The organism is Pontibacter mangrovi (assembly GCF_006385705.1).
Lineage (GTDB): Bacteria > Bacteroidota > Bacteroidia > Cytophagales > Hymenobacteraceae > Pontibacter > Pontibacter mangrovi.
In genome coordinates, this window is the sequence record NZ_VFRQ01000005.1 from 224,048 (window position 1) to 243,538 (window position 19,491).

The 19,491-nt window shown below is 49.6% G+C and carries 24 protein-coding genes and 1 tRNA gene; 23 read left to right on the forward strand and 2 right to left on the reverse strand.

What is annotated here, in order from left to right:
* Positions 1–289: 289 nt before the first annotated feature.
* Genes FJM65_RS11075 through FJM65_RS11095 form a run of 5 tightly spaced genes read left to right on the forward strand, consistent with a single transcriptional unit; the run spans position 290 to position 5,027 of the window.
* The gene (locus FJM65_RS11075) at positions 290–763 is read left to right on the forward strand and encodes a lysozyme (RefSeq protein ID WP_140621584.1); all 474 of its coding nucleotides are present in this window, start codon (positions 290–292) and stop codon (positions 761–763) included.
* Positions 763–1,317 carry a hypothetical protein gene (locus tag FJM65_RS11080; RefSeq protein WP_140621585.1) on the forward strand — a complete coding sequence of 185 codons (555 nt, stop codon included), beginning with the start codon at positions 763–765 and terminating at the stop codon, positions 1,315–1,317. The genes FJM65_RS11075 and FJM65_RS11080 overlap by 1 nt, the downstream gene beginning before the upstream one ends.
* 1 nt (position 1,318) lies before the next feature.
* Positions 1,319–2,512 carry a hypothetical protein gene (locus FJM65_RS11085; protein WP_140621586.1) on the forward strand — a complete coding sequence of 398 codons (1,194 nt, stop codon included), beginning with the start codon at positions 1,319–1,321 and terminating at the stop codon, positions 2,510–2,512.
* Entirely contained in the window at positions 2,503–3,555 is a 1,053-nt protein-coding gene (locus tag FJM65_RS11090; protein ID WP_140621587.1) for a hypothetical protein, read from the forward strand. Before FJM65_RS11085 ends, FJM65_RS11090 begins: the two co-directional genes overlap by 10 nt.
* Positions 3,552–5,027, forward strand: a complete 1,476-nt coding sequence (locus tag FJM65_RS11095; RefSeq protein ID WP_140621588.1) for a hypothetical protein — start codon at positions 3,552–3,554, stop codon at positions 5,025–5,027. Before FJM65_RS11090 ends, FJM65_RS11095 begins: the two co-directional genes overlap by 4 nt.
* Here FJM65_RS11095 and FJM65_RS21245 read toward each other — a convergent pair.
* On the reverse strand, positions 5,024–5,161 hold the full coding sequence (locus FJM65_RS21245; RefSeq protein ID WP_181163697.1) for a hypothetical protein: 138 nt from the start codon (positions 5,159–5,161) through the stop codon (positions 5,024–5,026). The genes FJM65_RS11095 and FJM65_RS21245 overlap by 4 nt on opposite strands.
* A 318-nt stretch (positions 5,162–5,479) precedes the next feature.
* Between FJM65_RS21245 and FJM65_RS11100 the strand changes: the two genes are divergently transcribed.
* The 10 genes from FJM65_RS11100 (at position 5,480) to FJM65_RS21250 (ending at position 12,323) form a co-directional block, all read left to right on the forward strand.
* Positions 5,480–6,826 (forward strand): S49 family peptidase, encoded by a 1,347-nt coding sequence (locus FJM65_RS11100; protein ID WP_140621589.1) that lies wholly within the window; start codon positions 5,480–5,482, stop codon positions 6,824–6,826.
* 67 nt (positions 6,827–6,893) lie between these two features.
* On the forward strand, positions 6,894–7,862 hold the full coding sequence (locus FJM65_RS11105) for a hypothetical protein (RefSeq protein WP_140621590.1): 969 nt from the start codon (positions 6,894–6,896) through the stop codon (positions 7,860–7,862).
* Between the two features lie 94 nt (positions 7,863–7,956).
* Positions 7,957–8,637, forward strand: a complete 681-nt coding sequence (locus FJM65_RS11110) for a hypothetical protein (protein WP_140621591.1) — start codon at positions 7,957–7,959, stop codon at positions 8,635–8,637.
* 10 nt (positions 8,638–8,647) lie between these two features.
* Positions 8,648–8,845: a hypothetical protein gene (locus FJM65_RS11115; RefSeq protein WP_140621592.1), complete on the forward strand. Its 198-nt coding sequence runs from the start codon at positions 8,648–8,650 to the stop codon at positions 8,843–8,845.
* Between the two features lie 106 nt (positions 8,846–8,951).
* A complete protein-coding gene (locus tag FJM65_RS11120; RefSeq protein WP_140621593.1) occupies positions 8,952–9,677 on the forward strand; it encodes a hypothetical protein in 726 nt (241 codons plus the stop codon).
* Positions 9,678–9,860: 183 nt separating this feature from the next.
* A complete protein-coding gene (locus FJM65_RS11125) occupies positions 9,861–10,100 on the forward strand; it encodes a hypothetical protein (protein WP_140621594.1) in 240 nt (79 codons plus the stop codon).
* Between the two features lie 198 nt (positions 10,101–10,298).
* Positions 10,299–10,553: a Thoeris anti-defense Tad2 family protein gene (locus FJM65_RS11135; protein WP_140621596.1), complete on the forward strand. Its 255-nt coding sequence runs from the start codon at positions 10,299–10,301 to the stop codon at positions 10,551–10,553.
* Between the two features lies 1 nt (position 10,554).
* A complete protein-coding gene (locus tag FJM65_RS11140; protein WP_140621597.1) occupies positions 10,555–11,205 on the forward strand; it encodes a hypothetical protein in 651 nt (216 codons plus the stop codon).
* Positions 11,181–11,918 carry a GREB1-related protein gene (locus FJM65_RS11145; protein ID WP_140621598.1) on the forward strand — a complete coding sequence of 246 codons (738 nt, stop codon included), beginning with the start codon at positions 11,181–11,183 and terminating at the stop codon, positions 11,916–11,918. Before FJM65_RS11140 ends, FJM65_RS11145 begins: the two co-directional genes overlap by 25 nt.
* Positions 11,919–12,249: 331 nt before the next feature.
* Positions 12,250–12,323, forward strand: a tRNA-Trp gene (locus FJM65_RS21250).
* A gap of 67 nt (positions 12,324–12,390) precedes the next feature.
* Here the strand turns inward: FJM65_RS21250 and FJM65_RS11150 are convergent.
* Entirely contained in the window at positions 12,391–13,038 is a 648-nt protein-coding gene (locus FJM65_RS11150; protein ID WP_140621599.1) for a hypothetical protein, read from the reverse strand.
* Between the two features lie 73 nt (positions 13,039–13,111).
* Here FJM65_RS11150 and FJM65_RS11155 point away from each other — a divergent pair, with 73 nt between their 5' ends.
* The 8 genes from FJM65_RS11155 to FJM65_RS11190 all read left to right on the forward strand — a co-directional run bounded on the left by FJM65_RS11155 (position 13,112) and on the right by FJM65_RS11190 (position 19,490).
* Entirely contained in the window at positions 13,112–13,687 is a 576-nt protein-coding gene (locus tag FJM65_RS11155; protein WP_140621600.1) for an AAA family ATPase, read from the forward strand.
* Between the two features lie 93 nt (positions 13,688–13,780).
* Positions 13,781–14,461, forward strand: coding sequence for a hypothetical protein (locus FJM65_RS11160; RefSeq protein ID WP_140621601.1), 681 nt, complete (start codon positions 13,781–13,783; stop codon positions 14,459–14,461).
* A gap of 209 nt (positions 14,462–14,670) precedes the next feature.
* Positions 14,671–15,153: a JAB domain-containing protein gene (locus tag FJM65_RS11165; RefSeq protein WP_140621602.1), complete on the forward strand. Its 483-nt coding sequence runs from the start codon at positions 14,671–14,673 to the stop codon at positions 15,151–15,153.
* Positions 15,154–15,166: 13 nt separating this feature from the next.
* Positions 15,167–15,526: a hypothetical protein gene (locus tag FJM65_RS11170; RefSeq protein WP_140621603.1), complete on the forward strand. Its 360-nt coding sequence runs from the start codon at positions 15,167–15,169 to the stop codon at positions 15,524–15,526.
* 61 nt (positions 15,527–15,587) lie between these two features.
* Positions 15,588–16,097, forward strand: coding sequence for a hypothetical protein (locus FJM65_RS11175; protein WP_140621604.1), 510 nt, complete (start codon positions 15,588–15,590; stop codon positions 16,095–16,097).
* Complete coding sequence (locus FJM65_RS11180) at positions 16,087–17,571, forward strand: hypothetical protein (protein ID WP_140621605.1); 1,485 nt, start codon at positions 16,087–16,089, stop codon at positions 17,569–17,571. Before FJM65_RS11175 ends, FJM65_RS11180 begins: the two co-directional genes overlap by 11 nt.
* A 330-nt stretch (positions 17,572–17,901) precedes the next feature.
* Positions 17,902–18,201, forward strand: coding sequence for a hypothetical protein (locus tag FJM65_RS11185; RefSeq protein ID WP_140621606.1), 300 nt, complete (start codon positions 17,902–17,904; stop codon positions 18,199–18,201).
* Positions 18,201–19,490 carry a hypothetical protein gene (locus FJM65_RS11190; protein WP_140621607.1) on the forward strand — a complete coding sequence of 430 codons (1,290 nt, stop codon included), beginning with the start codon at positions 18,201–18,203 and terminating at the stop codon, positions 19,488–19,490. The genes FJM65_RS11185 and FJM65_RS11190 overlap by 1 nt, the downstream gene beginning before the upstream one ends.
* Position 19,491 lies beyond the last annotated feature (1 nt).

Consider the following 19,491-nt stretch of genomic DNA (forward strand, 5'->3'; position numbering starts at 1 on the left):
TTTGCCAGTTGCGTCCTGCAATTTGCCACTTCCGTCCGGAGGCACTGAAAAAGCACCTGAGAATGGGGTAAAAATAAATTTGCCACTTCCGTCCGGATATTTGCCAGTTGCGTCCTGCAATTTGCCACTTCCGTCCGGAACCTCACCACAACCCGAGGCCGCTCAAACCATGATAGGTTTGGGCGGCCTCCATTTGTTTACGGCTCCCAAACCAGCTTACCGTCCTACCTGAGCCTCCTGCGTGGGTGTAAGTTTGAGCCTATTTCAACGAGAGATCAATTTACTATCCATGAAACACCTACCCGTTAACCTGAAGGCCAGCGAGCGCATCTGCAACTTTATCAGAAGGCATGAGGCGTTTCGGGCCAAAGCCTATAAAGACCAGGCAGGCCTATGGACCATTGGCTACGGCCACCTGATCCTGAAAAATGAGAAGCACCTGCTGACAGCTTCTTTAACTGTGGCAGAGGCAGAAGCTATTTTCCAGCAGGACATAGCCAAGGCTGAGGCTGGCATGAAGCGCCTGTTTTATGCGCCCATGACACAGAACCAATATGATGCCTTGCTTTCCCTGGTATATAACACCGGAGCAACCAAGCTGAAAGGCAGCGGACTTGTGACCAAGGTAAACAGCCAGGCCTCAGCAGACTTTATCGGGCGCAGCTTCCTGGCATGGAACAAGACGCGCATCGATGGGCAGTTGCAGGTAAGCAATGGGCTGGATAAGCGCCGAAAGGCAGAGTGGGCCATATTCCTTAGCTAATGGCGCTTCCGCTAAAGCACATCTACCCCGTTTGCGGCAGTAACCTTGGTGGCCTGAGTGTCATCAGGGTTATTCCTGTTGCCAACGTGGTTGCCATTCCTGATTCGATTGGCGGTATCATCCAACAGCCCTTACAGCTGCTGGATGATACCAACTATGCCGATATTTTCTTCCCGATCGGGGAGGGCAGCTATGAGGAGCCGCAGGCTGAGGACGAGCATGGCACTTTCTTCAAGCAGAAGCTAAAGACCTTTATCCCAAAGGACGGCCCTGAGTTCTACGACATTTACGCTGCCCTCACCGGCATCAAGGCAATTGCCCTCTACCAGGACAATAACGGCTTTACAAAGGTGGTAGGCTCCAAAGACTTTCCATTGAGCTTCAGCACGGATCTGAACACCGGAAGGCGCACCAGGGATACCAATGGTACTGATCTGGTGCTTTCGGGTGATTCGGACATTCGGGCACCTTTCTACTTGCATGCGGAGATAATCCCGGACAACACACGCAAGCGCTTCAGCGCAGGCTTCACATTCGGTTTCAGAAGAACATAACATGGCCATACAATACACTAGGCAACAGCTGGCAAGCATCATCGCGCAGCTGTTCATAGATAACACAACAGAGGAAATCACACCGGAGGACATGCGCGTGTTTGCCACGGCAATTGTCAGTTCATTCTACAACATCAAGGATGATCAGCTTACGGTGAAGGATGCCACAGAACTCATAAAAGGCATTGTGCAGCTGGCTACTCAGGCAGAGGTAGAAGCTGGTACAGATGCCTCCAAAGTGGTAACAGTACTGCGCCTGGCCAAGCGCCTGGAGGCGGTGCTGAAACCAATTAATGATGAGCTGGTTGCCATTAACGAGGTACTAAACTTGCCGCCGCCGCCTCCGGAAGGTGCTGAGTGGGTGAATGAGCCAACTGTTAGAATAGAAGGCAACCTGGTGAAGGTAGGCGCAGGCCTGGCTAAGTGGAGTGGTGTTGAGAAGCCTTATGCCGCTCAGGATCTTCCTTATGATGCTTTGGTTGATAACACCAAGATCCGACTGGACCTGATCTATGCCACGGAGCAGGGAACTTATGGGCTTTTGAAAGGTGACGAGGGAGCAGCCACCACCCGCAAGGCGCTGCCTGATGGTACGCTTTGGGTGCGTGACGTGATCGTGAAAGGCGATGGAGCCACTACCGATGCACCTGGTACTATCAACTTCAACTATGCCAGCTATACTGGCAAGGCCACTCCGGAAGATGCCGCTGTATTCCTGGTGCAGGAAAGCAGCGGGACGAAGTATAAATGGAGCCTGAGCCAGCTGATCACTTGGTTGGGCACGAAGAATATTGGAGCTGTAGATACGACTTCTTTATACGTCCCCTTTACTTCAAGTCTGCTGTTTGACGACAATCGCTACTACAAGCCGCATGTACAAGCTGCTCCCATTGACTTCACTTTGGAGGCTGAAGGCAATGAAATCAACAAGACGCACCATGCCATCATCACCACTGATGGTGTAAACCCAATCAATTTCTCAGCAGATTACGACTTTATCTATGGTGTAAGCAATGGCGAACCTTTGCCAGCTGGCACTTATGAGTTTTATTTTCACTACAAGCCCAACTACAAAGTATCGGTGAATGTGCCGCATCCAACGCAGCCAGTAACGCCAGAGGAACCGGTGCCGGCTCCGACAGGCATCTCTGTAACAAGTCCAACCTATAAAACCATTCAAGTGACATGGCAATAACCACACACGTTTATTTCACCACTGATGCCTCCTTGCCGGAGGACTTAAACCAGTGGACGCTGGCAACAGCCGCTGAGGTCGATAAGATCTCTACAATTCCCGACATTGCGGCTGGCGAGTATTTTGTCAAGCTGCGCAACTTTGATGGGGTAAAGTTCTCCGATTTCTCACCTGTCTACACCGTTACGGTGGCTGATGCGCCAGCAGGCAACACTACACCGGAGCCGCCGACGCTAGCTGCAGACGATACGGCCAACACCCTGAGCGCCTCGCATTCGTTGGGTGAATCCGAGATACTGGTTAGTGAAAACAATGGAGCTTATGCAGCCTATGCTGGAACCATTCAGGTAGGCAATGAAGCCAGGGCAGCGGGGTACTGGAAGTTTAAGGTCAAAGCGGCAACTGGTAGGAATGAGAGCGCCGTGGTAGATTCGCCAGTCTTCACCTTTGTGGATGGGGCGCTGTTCTCCGACTATTTTGAGGGTGCGGCGGGAGCTGTAAACAACTCCAAGTGGATAAGGAGAGGAACAGCACCGCAAGTAAAATTTGAACTAGACGGCACCGGCAGGCTCAAGGCGAGCAGCACGGGCGGCGCCTCTACGGGGCACCCGTATGACGATGCGTTATTGGCCAAAGATGAAAGCACGGGTGATCCGTTAGTATTTGGGGACGCTACCATAGAGTTTGATTTGTCTATTTCAGCGAACACGGCTAACGTGTTTTACTATGGCTTTGACGTGGACTCTGCAAACTACGCAGTGTTATCCAGGGCGGACACCTACGGTAACGCGCGTTTCTACAAAAAGGTGGGTAATACGGCCAATTATACAGATTCAAGTATTCCGCTAAACGGCAGATGGCGAATTGAAGGCATTGGCAGCACCTTTACTTTCTTTAAGCTCAATGCAGACGGTGTAACGTGGGATAACGTGCATACCCTTACGGCAGCGATAGCAGACACCAGAAAGGCAATGTTAGGCATGAACCCTGTAGGAGACACCAGAACGCAGTACACCACCGAGTTTAAAATAACGACACCATGAGCTTAGGACTGTTTTTAAGCTCGCTCAGTCGCATGGGCGCTGTACAGCAGCCCAACCCGACCGGCGAGATGCTGGCCTCCGTTAGCCTGCACCGCTACGGGGCTGTGATGACCTTCAACCAGAACACTGACACGCTGGGAGTAAACAAGTACCCTTCGGAGTTCTGGGCCATGAAGTATAATATCAAGCCCACCGCTTTTGTCTCGCGCTACAACGGAGCCGATAATACCCTGACCGGCTTCGGCAGGGTGGAAAAGAGCATCTACTTCCAGACCGACCGCTGGCACAACGGCTCGTCTGTGCAGCTCATACCCGACTACAACAGCACCACCTGGAGCAGTGCCGGGGCGGCGGTGTTCAACGTGACCGCAGGGCAAAGCAAGCCCGACCGCTACCCGAACCACGGCCAGCAAATGTATGATATTTCAGGGGGGGGGTACGGATGGGACAGCGCAAGCGGGGCAGGGAGCAACAACCTGGCAGAACTGACCGGCTTGATCGAGGCGGAGAAATCGCAGTACACAGAAGCGCCTTATACTTTCTCTTACCGCAACGGGCGCAACGACACGCCGCAGGTGTACGAGCCTTACTTTCTGGGCGGCAGGAACTCCTATTTCAGCACGTCCGGCGACAGTAACACCTCTTACGGTGCTGGTGCAGGATTGCCGAACAACAAGACGGCCCGGCTGGATTACGTGAACAGGGCAAGTGCCACGCGCTTTGCCGACTTCGAGACAGGAGTAAGCTCTCTGGGCATCCCTTCGGGCGGCACCTATGCGGATTCCCTTGCCTATCTGGAGCAGGAATTGTTGAAAACGGTCAACAGCAAGGGCTTCTTTCAGGACTTCATGCACTGGCACACGGCAGGCACGAAGGTCCGGGATATGTACGCCAAGGTGCGGGAGGTGCTGGCTCCTTATGATGTGCATTACGCGGGCTATGAAGAGGCGCTGCGCTATATGTGGACACGGCAGGCGGTGCAGGCGGTGAGCGTTTCAGGTAATACAGTTTCGCTTACGTGGAACAGCTTTGACTTGCCGGAGGCTTTGACAGTGCCTGTGAGCATTAAGATAGATACCACCGGCACCGATCTGGCCGGGAAGGATATTACAAGCTCCGTGGGCGAGGTGCTGAAAAAGAGCGCCAACGTGTTCATCGTGGAAGTGCCTTATAACACCGCCTCCTTCACGATTTCGGAAGCATCCACGCCAAGCTACATAGACTTAGCCGCCCCGGTGATCGGCTTTGAACTGAGTGGCACCACCCTGACCGTGACCACGGACAAGCCCTGCAAAGTAGCCCTGTGGAAGGCCACGGCGGGCGCGAGTGAAGCGGATTTGGGAGCGCCGGACAGAAGCAACGTGTTCCAGACGCAGCACACCTTTACGGTGAACTCTACAGAGCAGGCCGGGGATTTGTACATAGGTGCCCTGAGCGAGCGGGGGCAGAGCGCCATGGTGCAGGTGGGCTAACGCTTGCGGTGCAGGTGCATGAACACCACAGCCAGGAGGGCAGCCAGGAAGCCTAAAACCGTGACGATAAACGAGGTGAAGTAGGAGAGCACGCCAAACACGACCGCCAAGGTTAAGGCATAGGTTGTTTTCATATTTCAATAGGATATTTAAGAATGCGAAGCAAGATATAAAAATTTATATATATGGTGCAATCTCCTTGCAAAAGTCACCCATGCCGATCGCCAAAAAAGCTGTCACTAAAGAACTTTATTAGCTTGCGCCTGCCCGAAACACCGCTATGTATGGTGCAGGAGGAGGTGAATGATGAGTATTACACCACCGAAAGAACTAGATTATTATGGTGAATAGACAGAAGGAATGCTAGTTATTTAGTATAAAGTTGCTATAAATTTCCCGTCCTACCTATGCGCCTGTGGCTGTAACAATTTTGCTTTCCATAACCGAAGGCAATGTTACAGATCATCACCGACACACGCGCATGGGCACTAGAGTCCAGGTACTTTTCTCAAGTAGAGGCTACTGTATTACGACTGGTACAGGAGGGTTCTATCTCTACTGAGAACTTTACATCACAGAAGAAGGAAGATCTGCCATTACCGACAGTACAGGGGGTGGCTGCTGATACAGTGTCAGCGGCTACCCCTTTTGCTGTTTTTGAGGCAGCATCCGGAGATCTCAACTATAACAGTGAGCAAGAGGTAAAGGTGGCGCTGATCCCGGTGCGTGGAGCCATGACCAAGTATGGCGGCATGTGCTCTTATGGTACCAAGGATATCAGATCATGGCTGGCCTCAGCGGTGAACAACCCTAACATCGGTGCTATAGTGCTGGTAGGCGATACGCCTGGCGGTGCAGTGGATGGTACCGAGGATCTGGCGGCCGACATTAAGAAGGCACGTGAGACAAAGCCTGTAGTTGGCTTTATAGATGGCTTGGTGGCCAGTGCCGGCTACTGGGTATTCAGCCAGGCAGATCACATCTTCATCAACTCCGAAACAACATCATGGGTTGGCTCCATCGGTACGCTCTGCGTGCATGTTAACCAATCCGAGTTCCTGAAGCGCCAAGGGCTGGAAGTTACCTACATCACTGCTGATAAGTCTGTGGATAAAGTGAAGGGCAACAGCATGTCGGCTCTCGATGAAGAGGCGCTGGCCATGTTTAAGGCTGATCTGAATACCATTAACGAAACTTTTCTTTCCACTGTAAAGGCTGGCCGTGGCAGCAAGCTGGCTGACGAAAAGCAGTGGGGCACTGCCAAAGTATTCAACGGTAAAGATGGCAAGGCGTTGGGCCTGGTAGATGCCATCGGCTCTCTGGAGGATGCCATTCGCAAGGCGGCTCAGCTGGCCCAGGCAAAGCCTTCATCATCACGCAAACCTAAATCAAACCATAACTCAGAAATGAAATTCGAAAGCTTTAAGAGCAACTATCCAATGTTGTCTGCAGCCCTTACTGCAATGGGCATTTTTTCCGCTTCCACAGAGAGTGTAGCGGTAGACGAGCAATTCTTAGCCAACGCTGAAGCGGCGGTAGCTGCTGCCCAGGCGGCAACTGCCACTGCTGAGGCGGCTCAGAAGGTTGCTGAAGATAAGCTGACCACGGCCACAGCATCTGTTGATTCGCTAACCACGGAACGCGATGGCCTTAAAGAGCAGGTATCCACTCTGGAGACGTGGAAAAAAGAAGCTGAAGGCAAGAAATCCCCTAAAGAGGATGAAAGCAACAGCCAGGGCGCTAAGGCAATGTCTCCTTACAACGCCTACGCTCAGAGGTTCAAAGGCAAGGCTGAGTAATCGGGCGCCAGTTCACTTATAAGTTAACTTTTTCAACTATAGCCACACTTAATTTTCAACAAACAGAATGGTAGATTTATCAGCTTTACCAGCAGAATTAAAGGATCACGCGGTACAGTACCGTGAGCAGATCCTGCAGCTCATCCTCATCTCTGAGTTGGGCTTCTTAAACTATATGCAGCTTATTGATGAGGTGACAGATGAGATCGTGTTGACTCAGATGTTCACTAACTCTGTGCTGCAGCCAGGCAACAAAGATGAGTTCAACCCGAAAGGCGCAGTTGGATTCAAGACTCGTACCGGCAAAGTGCGCCCTTGCAAAGTGGACTTGACAATGAAGCATACGGATCTTACCCGCATGTACAAGTCTTACCTGGGCAAGGTAAAGGCTGCTGCAGCCCGCAAAGACGTGTACGATCTTCTGTTCCAAGATGAAATCTTTGATGCAGTGATCAAGCGCGTGAAGCAGGATCTGCACCTGGAGGCGGTATTTAAAGGCAAGTACAATGCCGATGGTACTACTCCAAAGGACACGATGGAAGGCCTGCTGTTCATCATCCAGAAGGACATTGCTGCCGCCAACATCGCAACTGCTAATGCCGTGACAGTAGCCAACGCCATTGAAGAAGTGGAGAAGGTGGCTGACCTGGTGCCTTCAGCTTATGCACAGAAAGACCTGGTGATGCTGGTTGACCCGGTTATCGCTAAGTACTACAACCGTGACTACCGTACCACCTACGGCTCGCTGAACTACAACAACGAGTATAAGAAGGTGACCATTGACGGTACGAACACCGAGATCATCCCTGAGCCAGGCATCGCAGGTACAGGCGGCATCATCGTGACACCACGCAACAACTTTGTTTGGCTGACTAACTCGCTAGGCGGTATGGAGTCAATCAATGTGGAGAAGTCAAAGCGTAACATCGATATGCTGATGGACTTTGAAGCAGCTCCTGAAGTGGCGATCATGGAGGAAGTATGGATGAATGACAACGTGAGCGAGTGGGTAACTGCTAACACGCCTGCGGCTTAATTCATCTGGCTAAATCTCAATTTTGAACTGCAAAAGAGCCCTAAGCCAATAATAGCTCAGGGCTCTTTTTTACAACTTTATATCAAACTCTAAAATGAAAAACTTTAAATTCTTAGGATTGATCGCGGTGGTGGTTATGCTGATAGCCGCTGTTTCCGCTTTTGCCGTACCTGCAGATTCGGCAGTTATGCATTTTGTGCAGGATCTTGGTTTGGTAAGCTCCGGAAGCACCATGCTGGGCATGTGCGTTTCGTTTGCTTCTATCAAGAACAAGTGCGGCGCCAACCCGGGTGGTACCTCCGAGCTGTACATCATCAACAAAGTGGACGTGGATGAAACGCAGTGGCCGGAGCTTGGTGCTGATGGCGTAACCTACGCCGGACCAATCGTGCCAAAGGCAGGCAAAGGTTTTGCCAAGTGGGATTTTGCCCAGGACACCGGTGACTTTGGTTTTACCCTTTCCGGAGATCCAGGCTCTCAAAGCTTTGAACATACAGTGGGTGTGTATATTCCTCGCTTTAACCCAGAGATTTCTAAGGTGTATAAAGACCTGCCAAACGCTGAGATCATCGCTGTGAAGATCGATGCCAACGGGCAGAAGATTGTGTTTGGCGATCTGCAGCGCCCGCTGACACCGAAACTGGATTATAAGTCTGGTAAGAAGTTCAATGAAAAGAACGGTGCTGAGTTTGGCCTGACAGTGGGTAACAACCACCCGCCATACTTCTACTCCGGAGATATTCCGGTGGTGGATGTGGTTGCTCCTGCCGTTTAAGCTGTAAGCTATGCTAGGATCTAAGCTGAAGAAGTATAAGCTGGTGAACGCAGAGGGACTGGGCAGGATCAGGACGGACTTCGGCCTGATCAGCCTGGCCAACATCACAGATGCGCAGGCCGAGAAGCTCTTTCATGCTGGCAGCCGATACGTGGAGAAGGTGGAGAAACCTGCCAGTACAACAGGCACTTCCAGGAAAAAGAAGTAAAAGTAATAGTAAGCATAGATGAAATGCCCCGGCCCTTGGTCGGGGTTTTTTTATTGGCAATTTCTCGTCCTGACCTGGCAATTGCCACACGCATAGTTTTGCTGTCATGGAAGAGATCATTGAATACCTGAAAAATGAGGAGAGAAGTTACCAGGAAGGGGTAACGCTCCTGAGCCGCTACTGCAAAAACAGAATGCTGGTAAATACACTATCCCGCAGCGAAAGCTTTGCGCACAAACAGAAGTTGGAGCATGAGCTAACCAAGCTGCTTAAAGACAAACCTAAAGCTGACTTTAAAACAGTGGTATTGGGCAAACCTGAGCCCGATCCAGAGCCGAGAGGTAAGACAGAGAACACCAGTGTTGTAATTGATCTGAAGCCCCGCAAAGGAGTTCCTGAATCGGGTGCCAACGCTGAGTATGATAGTTTGGTCATAGAGCGAAGCCATCTGTACAGCGAGCGTTGCAAGCTCTCCAATACCCTAGCCGATGCCGAAACTGACGAGGCGCGCCTGGAGATCGTGGAAAAGATTGAGGCCATCGAGAAAAGCAGAAAGGCCATAGGCCAGAAGCTGAAGCATTTTGAAGAGCATGGTACTTTCCCGGTTGAGCAGGTGAAGCCCCAGGAGCCGGAACTTACCGAGCTGGATAGAGCCGACTTGCTGAAGAAGCGCAACAACCTGCGCAGCCAGGTAAGCAAAGCAAAGAAGGCAGTGGAGAAGAAACCAGGTGATGTTACCAAGCAGGAGAAACTGGCGAAGCTGGAAGTGGAGCTGAACACTGTGGAGCTGCAGCTGAAGCAAGTAACGGAGCAGGAGAACGCTGCTGAGTAATGAGGTTCGCTTTCATATACTTAATTGTTATATGGGCTTTCGATCAACCCTTTAGTTGGATAGCCCTTATAATAGCCCTTCTGTTGGATATGGTATTCAGTGAAGATTAATACTAAATAATTTCTAACAAAAAGTTGTAAATAATTTAACCCCTATAGTTGTAGGTTTTGAAATAGAGATATTATGATGGACGCAATAAAAGCAAGATCAACCACAAACGAGTATCACGCAACAGCTGAACAAGAACAGTACACTTATATTAAGTCAGAGATCAAAAAAAAAGCCCCATTGGGAGCAACGGCGATACTTATAGCTGAGGAACTGCTTGGTACTAACGCTGAGGACTTAAAGCGTGAAGGATATAGCATAGGTGTTTTAATTCGCGGCTGCGAAAAAGCTGCTCAAACTGTAATTTGCTGGTAATGGCTCAGACAAACAATAACATAGGTATTGGCTTCTGGCCACTCCTTTTCCTGATATTCCTGGTGCTGAAGCTCACAAAGGTTATCGCCTGGTCTTGGTGGTGGGTGACACTTCCATTATATGGTCCAGTGCTACTGATTATTCTCATTGTAGTAGGTGTTTTTGCCTATAGGGCATGGAAAGAAAGGAGGCGAGCGAATGGACTTCGGTAAAGCATTAAAAGCCCTTAAGCAGGGCAAGCGAGTTAGAAGGAAGTTTTGGGAAGAACTAGGCCACTATCTTTACCTGGTTCCACTCAATAGCTATCCAGCAGTGACAGAGCATGCCAAGAAAGAGTTCGGTGTCCTGGTCCCTTATGAGCCTTACCTGGCTATTAAAATTAATGCCTCAGTTATACCCTGGAGCCCAAACCATCAGGATTTGATTTTTGATGATTGGGAAATATTAGATTAAGATGGAAGAGGATATTAAGCCGCTTGAGTGGCATATAGAAAAGCACCAGCTGAAGAACCTGGTACCACTGGAGAAAAACCCATTTGGTAAGATTGATGCCAGGAAAAAGAAAAGACTCGAGGAGAAGATTCTGACGCTGGGCGTGTTTGAGGCACCGGCCTGTGACGAGAACCTGGTACTGCTCAGCTTTAACAAGCGCCATGCTATCCTGATGGAGCTTGGGCGTGGCGAGGAGCTGCAGGACGTGCTGGTACCAAACAGGGCATTGACCGAGAAGGAGCGCAAGGAGATCATACTTTCATCCAACGTGCATGAAGGTAACTGGATTGAGGAGATCCTGCGCGAGGACTTTGCTGATATGGATCTGGCTGAACTCGGTATCGATGTAAAGGCCATGGATGATATACTGGCTGAGGGAAGTACTGCCAGCAAAGCCAAAAGCGAAGACCCGGTTTATCCGATCGTGGCCGAGTTTTCGGAAAAGCACGATGCCTTCATCATCATTTCCAGCAACGAGATTGACAGCAATTTTCTGAAGCAGGTGCTGCAGCTGGAGAAAAGCCAAAGTTACAAATCAGAGGCAGTAGGCCAGAGCCATGTAGTTACTGCCAAAGACTTTATCAGCTTATGGAACTCAAAATCATCATCGTAAGCCACAAACGGGCAGATAGGGTACTCACCACAAAGGCAGTGGAAGGGTGCGCTATCTGCATTCCGGAAAGCCAGCGAGAGGATTACGCCAGGCATAACCCAGGCGTGGAGCTGATCTGCCATCCTGATTCGGTGATCGGCCTGCCAGCCAAGCGCCAGTGGATACTGGACCATTACCCTGATGTGTTCATGCTGGATGATGACATTAAGGAAATGCGTGCCGTTTATAAAAGGGCAGGGGAGAAGGCCAAGATTGATTCTAAGTTAGCCCGGGAGATCATTATCAGTACGGCCCATGCCGCACGTCAGGCCGGTGCCTACCTGTTCGGTTTCAACCAGAGTGCCATACCTACGGCCTACAATGGCCTGCAGCCGATAAGCCTTACTGGCTACATGATCGAGGGCTGGATAGGCATACTCTCCGGATCTAAGCTGTTCTACCCACGCGACATGCGCCTGTGCGGTGACTTCTGGATATCATGCCTGAACGCCTACCATCACCGGATTTGTTACAAGGATCTGCGCTTTAGCTTTGTGCCGGTCAACACCTTCAAGAATCAGGGTGGCCAGTCGGAGTTCCGGAACATTGAGGCAGAGGAAAAGGCTTACCACTTCCTGAAGGATCACTTTGGCGATGTGGTGCAGCTGAAGAAAGACACTGGCCTGGCCAAGCGAAAGCACCAGTGGCAGAAAACGCTTAAACTTCCATTTTAACTCAACCTATGCGAAAGCCGAAGAAAGTTACCAGATATTATAAAAGAGGTTATAGATTCTCTTTAGGGGAGAAGGGTCTGATAAGGCTGTTTAAAAGGAAATCTATGAATAAGCTGTTTAATGATGCTGATTACACGCCTCCAGAACATACTTTTAAAGAACTGGATCGCGTGTTAGCCCTCTGCTATCCCAAACCCACTGGAGTTCTGTAAGTTCAGTGGGTTTGGGATATTTGAGTAGTAGATAGTGGTTTAGCCATGATCCCCGTAAGGGTGTGCCGGCAGTGACCCGCAAGCGCAGTAAGAACGATACGAGTTGCCTATCTATAATTACAGGAGAATGTCCCAAGGCTGGCGAGTTGGACTCCAAATCCGACTGTGGTGCGTTCGATTCGTACCTCCTGTGCAACCCCTTCGATACCTACTAATCGAGCCATAGATGAAGCGCCCGCTGGCATTCCCAGCGGGCTTTTTTATTTCTTAATGTAGCCTTTATAAATGACAAAGCCAGAAGCGAAGCCGATCGCTAAGAGTGCTAATTTTATAGTTAGGTCCACGTCCGACTCTATCAAGCTTAAACCTAAATCGGCAAAACTGAACAAGACTGTTAAGAATAAAGCCAATACGGCAAGATGTAAATTTATTCTTTCCCTTGCCTCTCCTGGCAGCGCATAGCCATTCCTAATGAAGTCTTTCAAAGAATCAGATTTAAGATAAGTCCATTTGTTGAGTATAGCTACTCTTTCCGCCACTCCTCTGTAAGGAAATTTATGTGGTAAGATTCCTTTTCGTCTATCTTCTTTGGCAGCATTGCAGAAAGTATCCGTTTCAGTAAATCGTTTTTTCTCGAATTCTGGATGATACTGAAGCCTAGTGAGCAGTCCGTTAATTTCTAGGAGTTCTAATACTCTTACACAATCTATGCAGTAGACAACAATTTTCTTGTCTAAACCTTCTAACCGATTTAATGCCATCCCATTTGGGTAAATGAGAAGAGTAGAACCGCCTATAGCAAATTTATAAGCGGAGAATTCTGCATTCAATAATTCGCTTATGGAAACCTCTTCTAACCTATCTATATGATCTATTATCTTCTTTTCCTGTTTTGTTAATTCTCTCATTTTTTTGGTCCGTTGAGGCTTTACTGGCTTGTCTTTATTGCAGAAACTCGAACTCAATTAAATCAAAAATTAAATGGGTTACGCATTAAAAACAAAGAAAGGGTATGATTTCTTCGAGGTATCGAGTGCCCTTCAGAAAAGTATCAGGAGAGGTCTGGAAGACGAGGCCATGTATTGGGCAGCTGAGTTCTACCACAGCGGCTTTGACGAGTACCTGTGGAAAAGGCTAAGGGTCTGCTGCAGCGAGGATATCGGAATTGCCGAACCTGCTCTGCCTGCCACCATCCATGCCCTATACTCCACTTACCAGGACTTTAAGAAAAAGAAGAAGGAAGATAGCCAGCCATCCGAACGCCTGTTCCTGGCTCAGGCAGTGATCACACTTTGCAGGGCTCAGAAGTCAAGGCTGATCTGCCACGCCTCCATCCACTACTTCCGCACACACGAGCACTACCACTTACCTATTCCGGATTATGCTTATGACCAACACACCAGGAAGGGCAAAAGCATGAAACGAGGCCTTGCCCACTTCTTTGAGGAAGGCGCCAGGCTGGAGAACATGGCTGAGGTGGATCGGGAGGAAGAGTACCTGGAAAGAGCCAAGAAAGCACTGGTTAACCCAGGTGCCGACCTGTTTGCCTCAGAGTAAATATTTGGCCCGTTGAGGCTTTACTGGCCTGTTTCTTTTGCAGAAACTCGAATTATCAATTAATCATCACTGTATCACAAAATAGTATCACACATGGCAAAAGGAGACAAGAAGAAAGCATTTATGGAGCGCACCGGACTCGGTGAGGATGCCTACTATGCCCACTCCAGAAAAGTATGCGGCAAGCGCCATTTCAACATGAGGGTATCGCAGCTGCTGGCTGTCAGCGGCTTTAACCCCATCGCATTTTTAGAGGCTCAGATCACCGCGTTTGATCCGGATGAACCTGAGAACGAGAAAGACCACCTGCTGTGGCTGGTGCAGGACTGCGAAAACCCGATGAAGGTGCTAAAGGGCTACCTGGACTACTACCACAACGAAGATCACCTGCAGGAGCTGGATGCCCACATTGCAGAGCTGCTTCGCAGTTTTCCGGAAGTCTCCTTCAGGAGGTTTGGCGACATTAACCAGGTAGATCAGAAGAAGTTCTTTAAGCGCTACTGCGATGAGAAAGGCATGCCGATAGACGTGCAGGCCATGGAGATGAGCGAGATCACTGGCAAGGAGATCACCCCGCAGGACATTGCCGATTTTGCCATTGCCCACCCGAAAGGAGCTCACACCTATAAAGTGGTTACCTGGGCAGACCGCCTGGCTGAGCGCTACTTCTTCCTCACCGGCAACAAGCTCAACTATGACTTTGCCAAGCAGCTCGTACGCATGATGCAGGATAAGGAAAACCTTGACCTATCAGACAACACAGCACCGTTTTAAATGGCAAGGGCCAGGAGTATCACGCCCTGGCCCTATTCAATTAATCAGATTCACCGAGTATCACGGCGGTGAACCCCCTGACAAATATAGATAAAAAAGTCCGTTCGGAAGCAAAATATTTGGCTCGTCAAGGCTTTACAGGCCTGTTTTATTTGGCGTGATTCGAAGTATCAATTAATCATTCAAGTATCACAAAACAAGTATCACACATGACTAAGGTAGAAGAGTACACATCGAAAATCGTTGCTAAAAGCGAATTGCTGGCTGAGGTTGAACTAGCTTACAAGTCGAAGCTGAAGCCCAGTGAAAGAACCAAGATTACCTGCTCCACGGACATTTATACTTACCTCACTAAGATTTATGGCGACAACATAGCCCATGTTGAATATTTCTATGTGATCCTGCTCAACAGGGCCAACCATGTTTTAGGGTGGAATATCATATCAAAGGGTGGCGTTGCCGGCACCGTGGCAGATCCAAAGATCATCCTGCAGGCTGCTTTATTGGCCAATGCCTCCAGCATCATACTTGCCCACAACCACCCATCCGGAAACACAAAACCAAGCTCAGCTGACATACAGCTCACCAAGAAAGTGAAGCAGGCGGGCGAGTTTATGGACATGCCGATTCTGGACCATGTGATTTTGACAGAAGAAGGCTACTACAGCTTTGCTGACGAAGGCATACTATAAGGAGGCTCTAAAAATGGAAACGACACTGAAAATGCAAGCTAAAAAAGAGAAACTGAGCCGCCTGTTCAAATGTGCCTGGCAATTCTGTAAAACGGAAGGGCTGAGCCTGAGCAAGGCGCTGCGGAAGGCCTGGTTGCTCTTTACCTCGCTAAAAGATCACCACCGGTTTTCCCCAAGCATGTTTGATCATGCCAGTATCGAGATCATCTGCAAGTCGGAGTATGTGGGCTGCATCAGCATACTGGATGGCGGTTTTGTGAACGCTAAGAATAGGCTTAATTGTTCCAAAATCTTTCTCAACCGCCATGATGCGATAGTTTTTGCCCTCTCAGCGCAAAAAAACAAGGCAATTGCCCAATTGCCACTGATCTAATAAAAACGTCCTACCCTGGCCAAATGCTTTGCCGCTTCTTTGTGGCAAAGCATTTTTTTTGATGAAACTGATTGGTAAGGGAGATAAACTAGACAAATACAGGGGACACCTGATCAATGGTGACGAGCTGAAGCCCCAGGAGGAGGCTATGCTGCAAAAGTACAGAAGGGCTAACGCTTTGATGTGCTGCGGCTACTCCAGAGGTCAAACCTTAACCCTGATGAGCAAGGAAACGGAGCTGAGCGAGTCGCAGCTCTTTGCCATCATCCGTGACTCCATCAAACTCTTCGGAAGCGTCAACGAGGTCGATAAAGCGGGCATGAAGTACATCATGTACGAGAACTTCATGCTTGCCGGTAACCTGGCCAGGAAGGAAGGCGATTTCAAGTCGATGGTAAGGGCTTATGAAAACGCAAGCCGCCTGTACGACCTGTTCTCACCAGATACGCACTTGATAGACCCACGCGAGTTCCTTCGCCCTGGTGTTATTATCTACTCTACTGAACCTGCAGTGCTGGAAGAGCAGCAGAGGCAGGATATTGAGGATATAGACTATACCGATGCAGAGTAAGGAGCGGAGAGTATACGTCAACGCCAAACAGGTGCAATTCCTGAATGCCAGGCAGAAAAGGCGCAGTTTCGTTGGCGGCCGTGGCTCGGGCAAGTCCACTGTTTACGGTCATGTGCAGTACCAGCGGTTTAACTACCTGCCCAGGGCAAAGGTGTTCACCGCTGGCCTTACCTACAACCAAATCCTGACTAAAACGCTCCCTTCGGCCATGGATGCCTGGGATGCCCTTGGTTTGCGTGAGTATGACAAGAAAACAGGTTTAGGGCACTTTGTAGTAGGCGTAAAACCGCCTTCTGACTGGCTCAAGCCATACCAGGCACCGCGCAACTACGAAAACGCTATTACCTTCCTGAACGGCTTTACCATAGAGATGCTTTCTATGGATAGGCCGGATTCTAACCGTGGTGGTAACTATGATGGAGGGGATTGCGATGAATCTGCCCTCCTGAAGGAGGACCAGGTGAATAAGGTGCTCATGCCCATGATCAGGGGCAACATCTACCGCTTTAACCACTTCATGCACCAGAGCTTCTTTGATTACACCTCCTCACCCTGGTTACCATCAGGGCAGTGGGTGTTTAAGACACAGGAGCTGGCACAGGAGGAACCGGATAATTACCTGTACATAGAATCCACTGCCTACGATAACGTGGCAGTACTGGGTGCTGACTACCTTTCCAAGCTAAAGAAACAAATGACTAAGTTGGAGTGGGATGTGGAGGTGATGAACAAGCGCCTCACCAAACTGCCCAACTCCTTTTACCCTGCCTTCAACGATGAGCGGCACCTTAACTTTAAAACCTTCTCCTATGATCAGGACGAGGAGACAGGGCTATGGACCACAGGCAACAGCTTCTACAATTCTAAACAACCCATAGAAACCAGCTGGGACTTTAACGCGGCCTTCACCTCTATGATCGTGTGCCAGGACAGGGGCAACGAGTACCGCATTATCAATGAGCTGTACATTGAGGAGGACACGGAGGTATCCAAGGTAGATGCCCTGACGGATCTCTTTATCAAGGAGTATGAAAACCACCTATGCAAGGAGGTCTTTATCTATGGTGATAGAAACGGTAACAACAAATCACCAGGTGATACCAAAACCTTTTATGAGAAGATCATGGACAGGCTCAGGCAGAAGGGCTGGGAGCCAACGCTTATGGTGCAGGGCCTGGACCCTGACCACCTGCTCAAGCACATCTTTATAAACGATATGCTTTCGGAGAAAAACAAATCATGGCCAGTGATACGGATGGACCAGAACAGGTGCAAGTGGTTGCCAATCTCCATTACCAACTCTCCTATCAAGCCTGACTACAGGAAGGACAAGAGCAGTGAGCGCTTGCTGATAGACCAGAAGCGAACCACCCACCTATCGGACTGCTTTGACAACATCATCTACCGCAAGTTCTCTCACCTGGCAAACCAGGCACCGGAAACTTACCAGGTGTACTTCCTGGGCAGGGGATAATTACCATCCACAAGAATCCACAAGGTTCTCTGTAAAGCCTCACTGTACTGCACAGTGGGGCTTTTTTATTCCACGAGGATCCACAAGCGACGGCATGGGCAATTGCCACCACCCCCTTTCATATATTCACAATTTCCAGTTTTGGCAATTGCCGACCCGATAAAGGGCGCGCGCCTCGACGTGTGTCAGGTAATAATCAGAAAACAAAAAATTTTCTTAAAAAGCTATTTTACAGCCTTTTAAGCCCGAAATAGATAATAGTGGAAAATCGCTAAAATTCCCGTCCTGCCGAAACGCCTCCTGTAAGCCTAACATTGCCTAAAAAAAGCGATGGAAGATAGAATCAAGATGGTAGCTGTACTTGCCCTGATCAACGAGTACGCAGATGGCGGCGAGCCGCGGGTGTTCTCGATTGGCTACAGCAAAACTGATGGCAAGAAAGGTTTTAAGAAGTCGGTTCGTAAAGCCGGCGGCATTTACAAAAAGGTGGAGGCTGCAGAAAAGAGCACCTTCGGCTATAACCTGAAGGAGAACAACGTGCTGTTGCTGCACAACCTGGAAACCGATAAACCTTTCTCCATCAAGATTCATCTGCTCACGCACTTTAACGGCATCAGAATACAGCACTAATGGGAAGTAAGCGAAGAAGGCTGGGCATTGAGGCTCCTGCTGCAGGCTGGTACGTCCTGAAGGATGCCGGTGCTGTCGTGGAGATCAAAGGCGGCAACTACAGCGACACCCTGAATGGAGTAGACACCAGGTCTACGACCGGGGCGATCAAAATAGCAAAGTGGGGGCAGGATAACCAGCTTCCGCAGCGCATGCTCAAGCTGGTAGGGCAGAACCACCTAAAGCCTCAGCTCATCAAAACCGACCGTGACTTTTTGCTGGGTACCAGGCTTGGCCTGTTCCGGAAAGTTACAGACAAAGGCAAGGTGATCTTTGAGCCGACCGAAGTTCCGGAGATGGAGGATTGGGCAGAGATGGTGGAGCTGGATAAGTTCATGCGTGGCATTACCTACAACTACAGCTATTTCAACAACTACTTTGCTGGTGTGTCGCTCTCCAGCAAGAAGAAAGTGGAGAACCTGGTGAATTGGGATGCCACGGAAGTGCGTGCCGAGATCATCATGAACAACCAGCGCAGGATAGAGCACTACTACCTGCACCCGACCTGGCGCAATGTAAAGGCAGATGATGTGAGCAAGGTAAAGGCTTTCGACAGAAGAGATCCTTTCCGGCACCATGAGTTCATTTACCATGGCCGTGATTGGACTCCCGGCCAGCCATACTATGACGTTGCCGCCTGGTGGGGTACTGCCGAATGGACGGAAGTATCTAACCTGATACCGATTTTCCACAAAAACGGCCTGAAGAATGGGTATAACATCAAGTACCACATCAAAATACCGCTGAACTACTTCGACCAGTTCAAAACAGAGAAAGAGAAGCGGGCAGAGGAATACAGGCTGGCAGAGCAGATGAACAATATGCTTTCGGGTGTGGAGAACCCTGATAAAACCTTCGTGAGCAAGTATGGCACTGAGCCTGGTACCGGAAAGGCGATGCCTGGATGGACAATCGAACCTATCGAGAACAAGATGAGCGATGATGCCTATTCCAAAGTGAATGATCAGGCAAACATTGCCCACGCTTCTGGCCATGGCATTGACCCATCACTGGCTGGTATCGATACAGGCGGTAAGATGGGTGGCTCCGGATCGGAGAAGCGCATCAGTGCCCAGAACCATATTGCCTACCGCACGCCAACGCCTCGCAAGATTCTGCTGGAGATCCTGCACATCTGCAACAAGATCAACGGCTTTGACAGAGACATTGTATGGGGCTTTGAGGATGCCCAAGTAACAACGCTGGATGTGAACCCAACCGGCACCCAAAATGTGAAAATCAACCAATAGC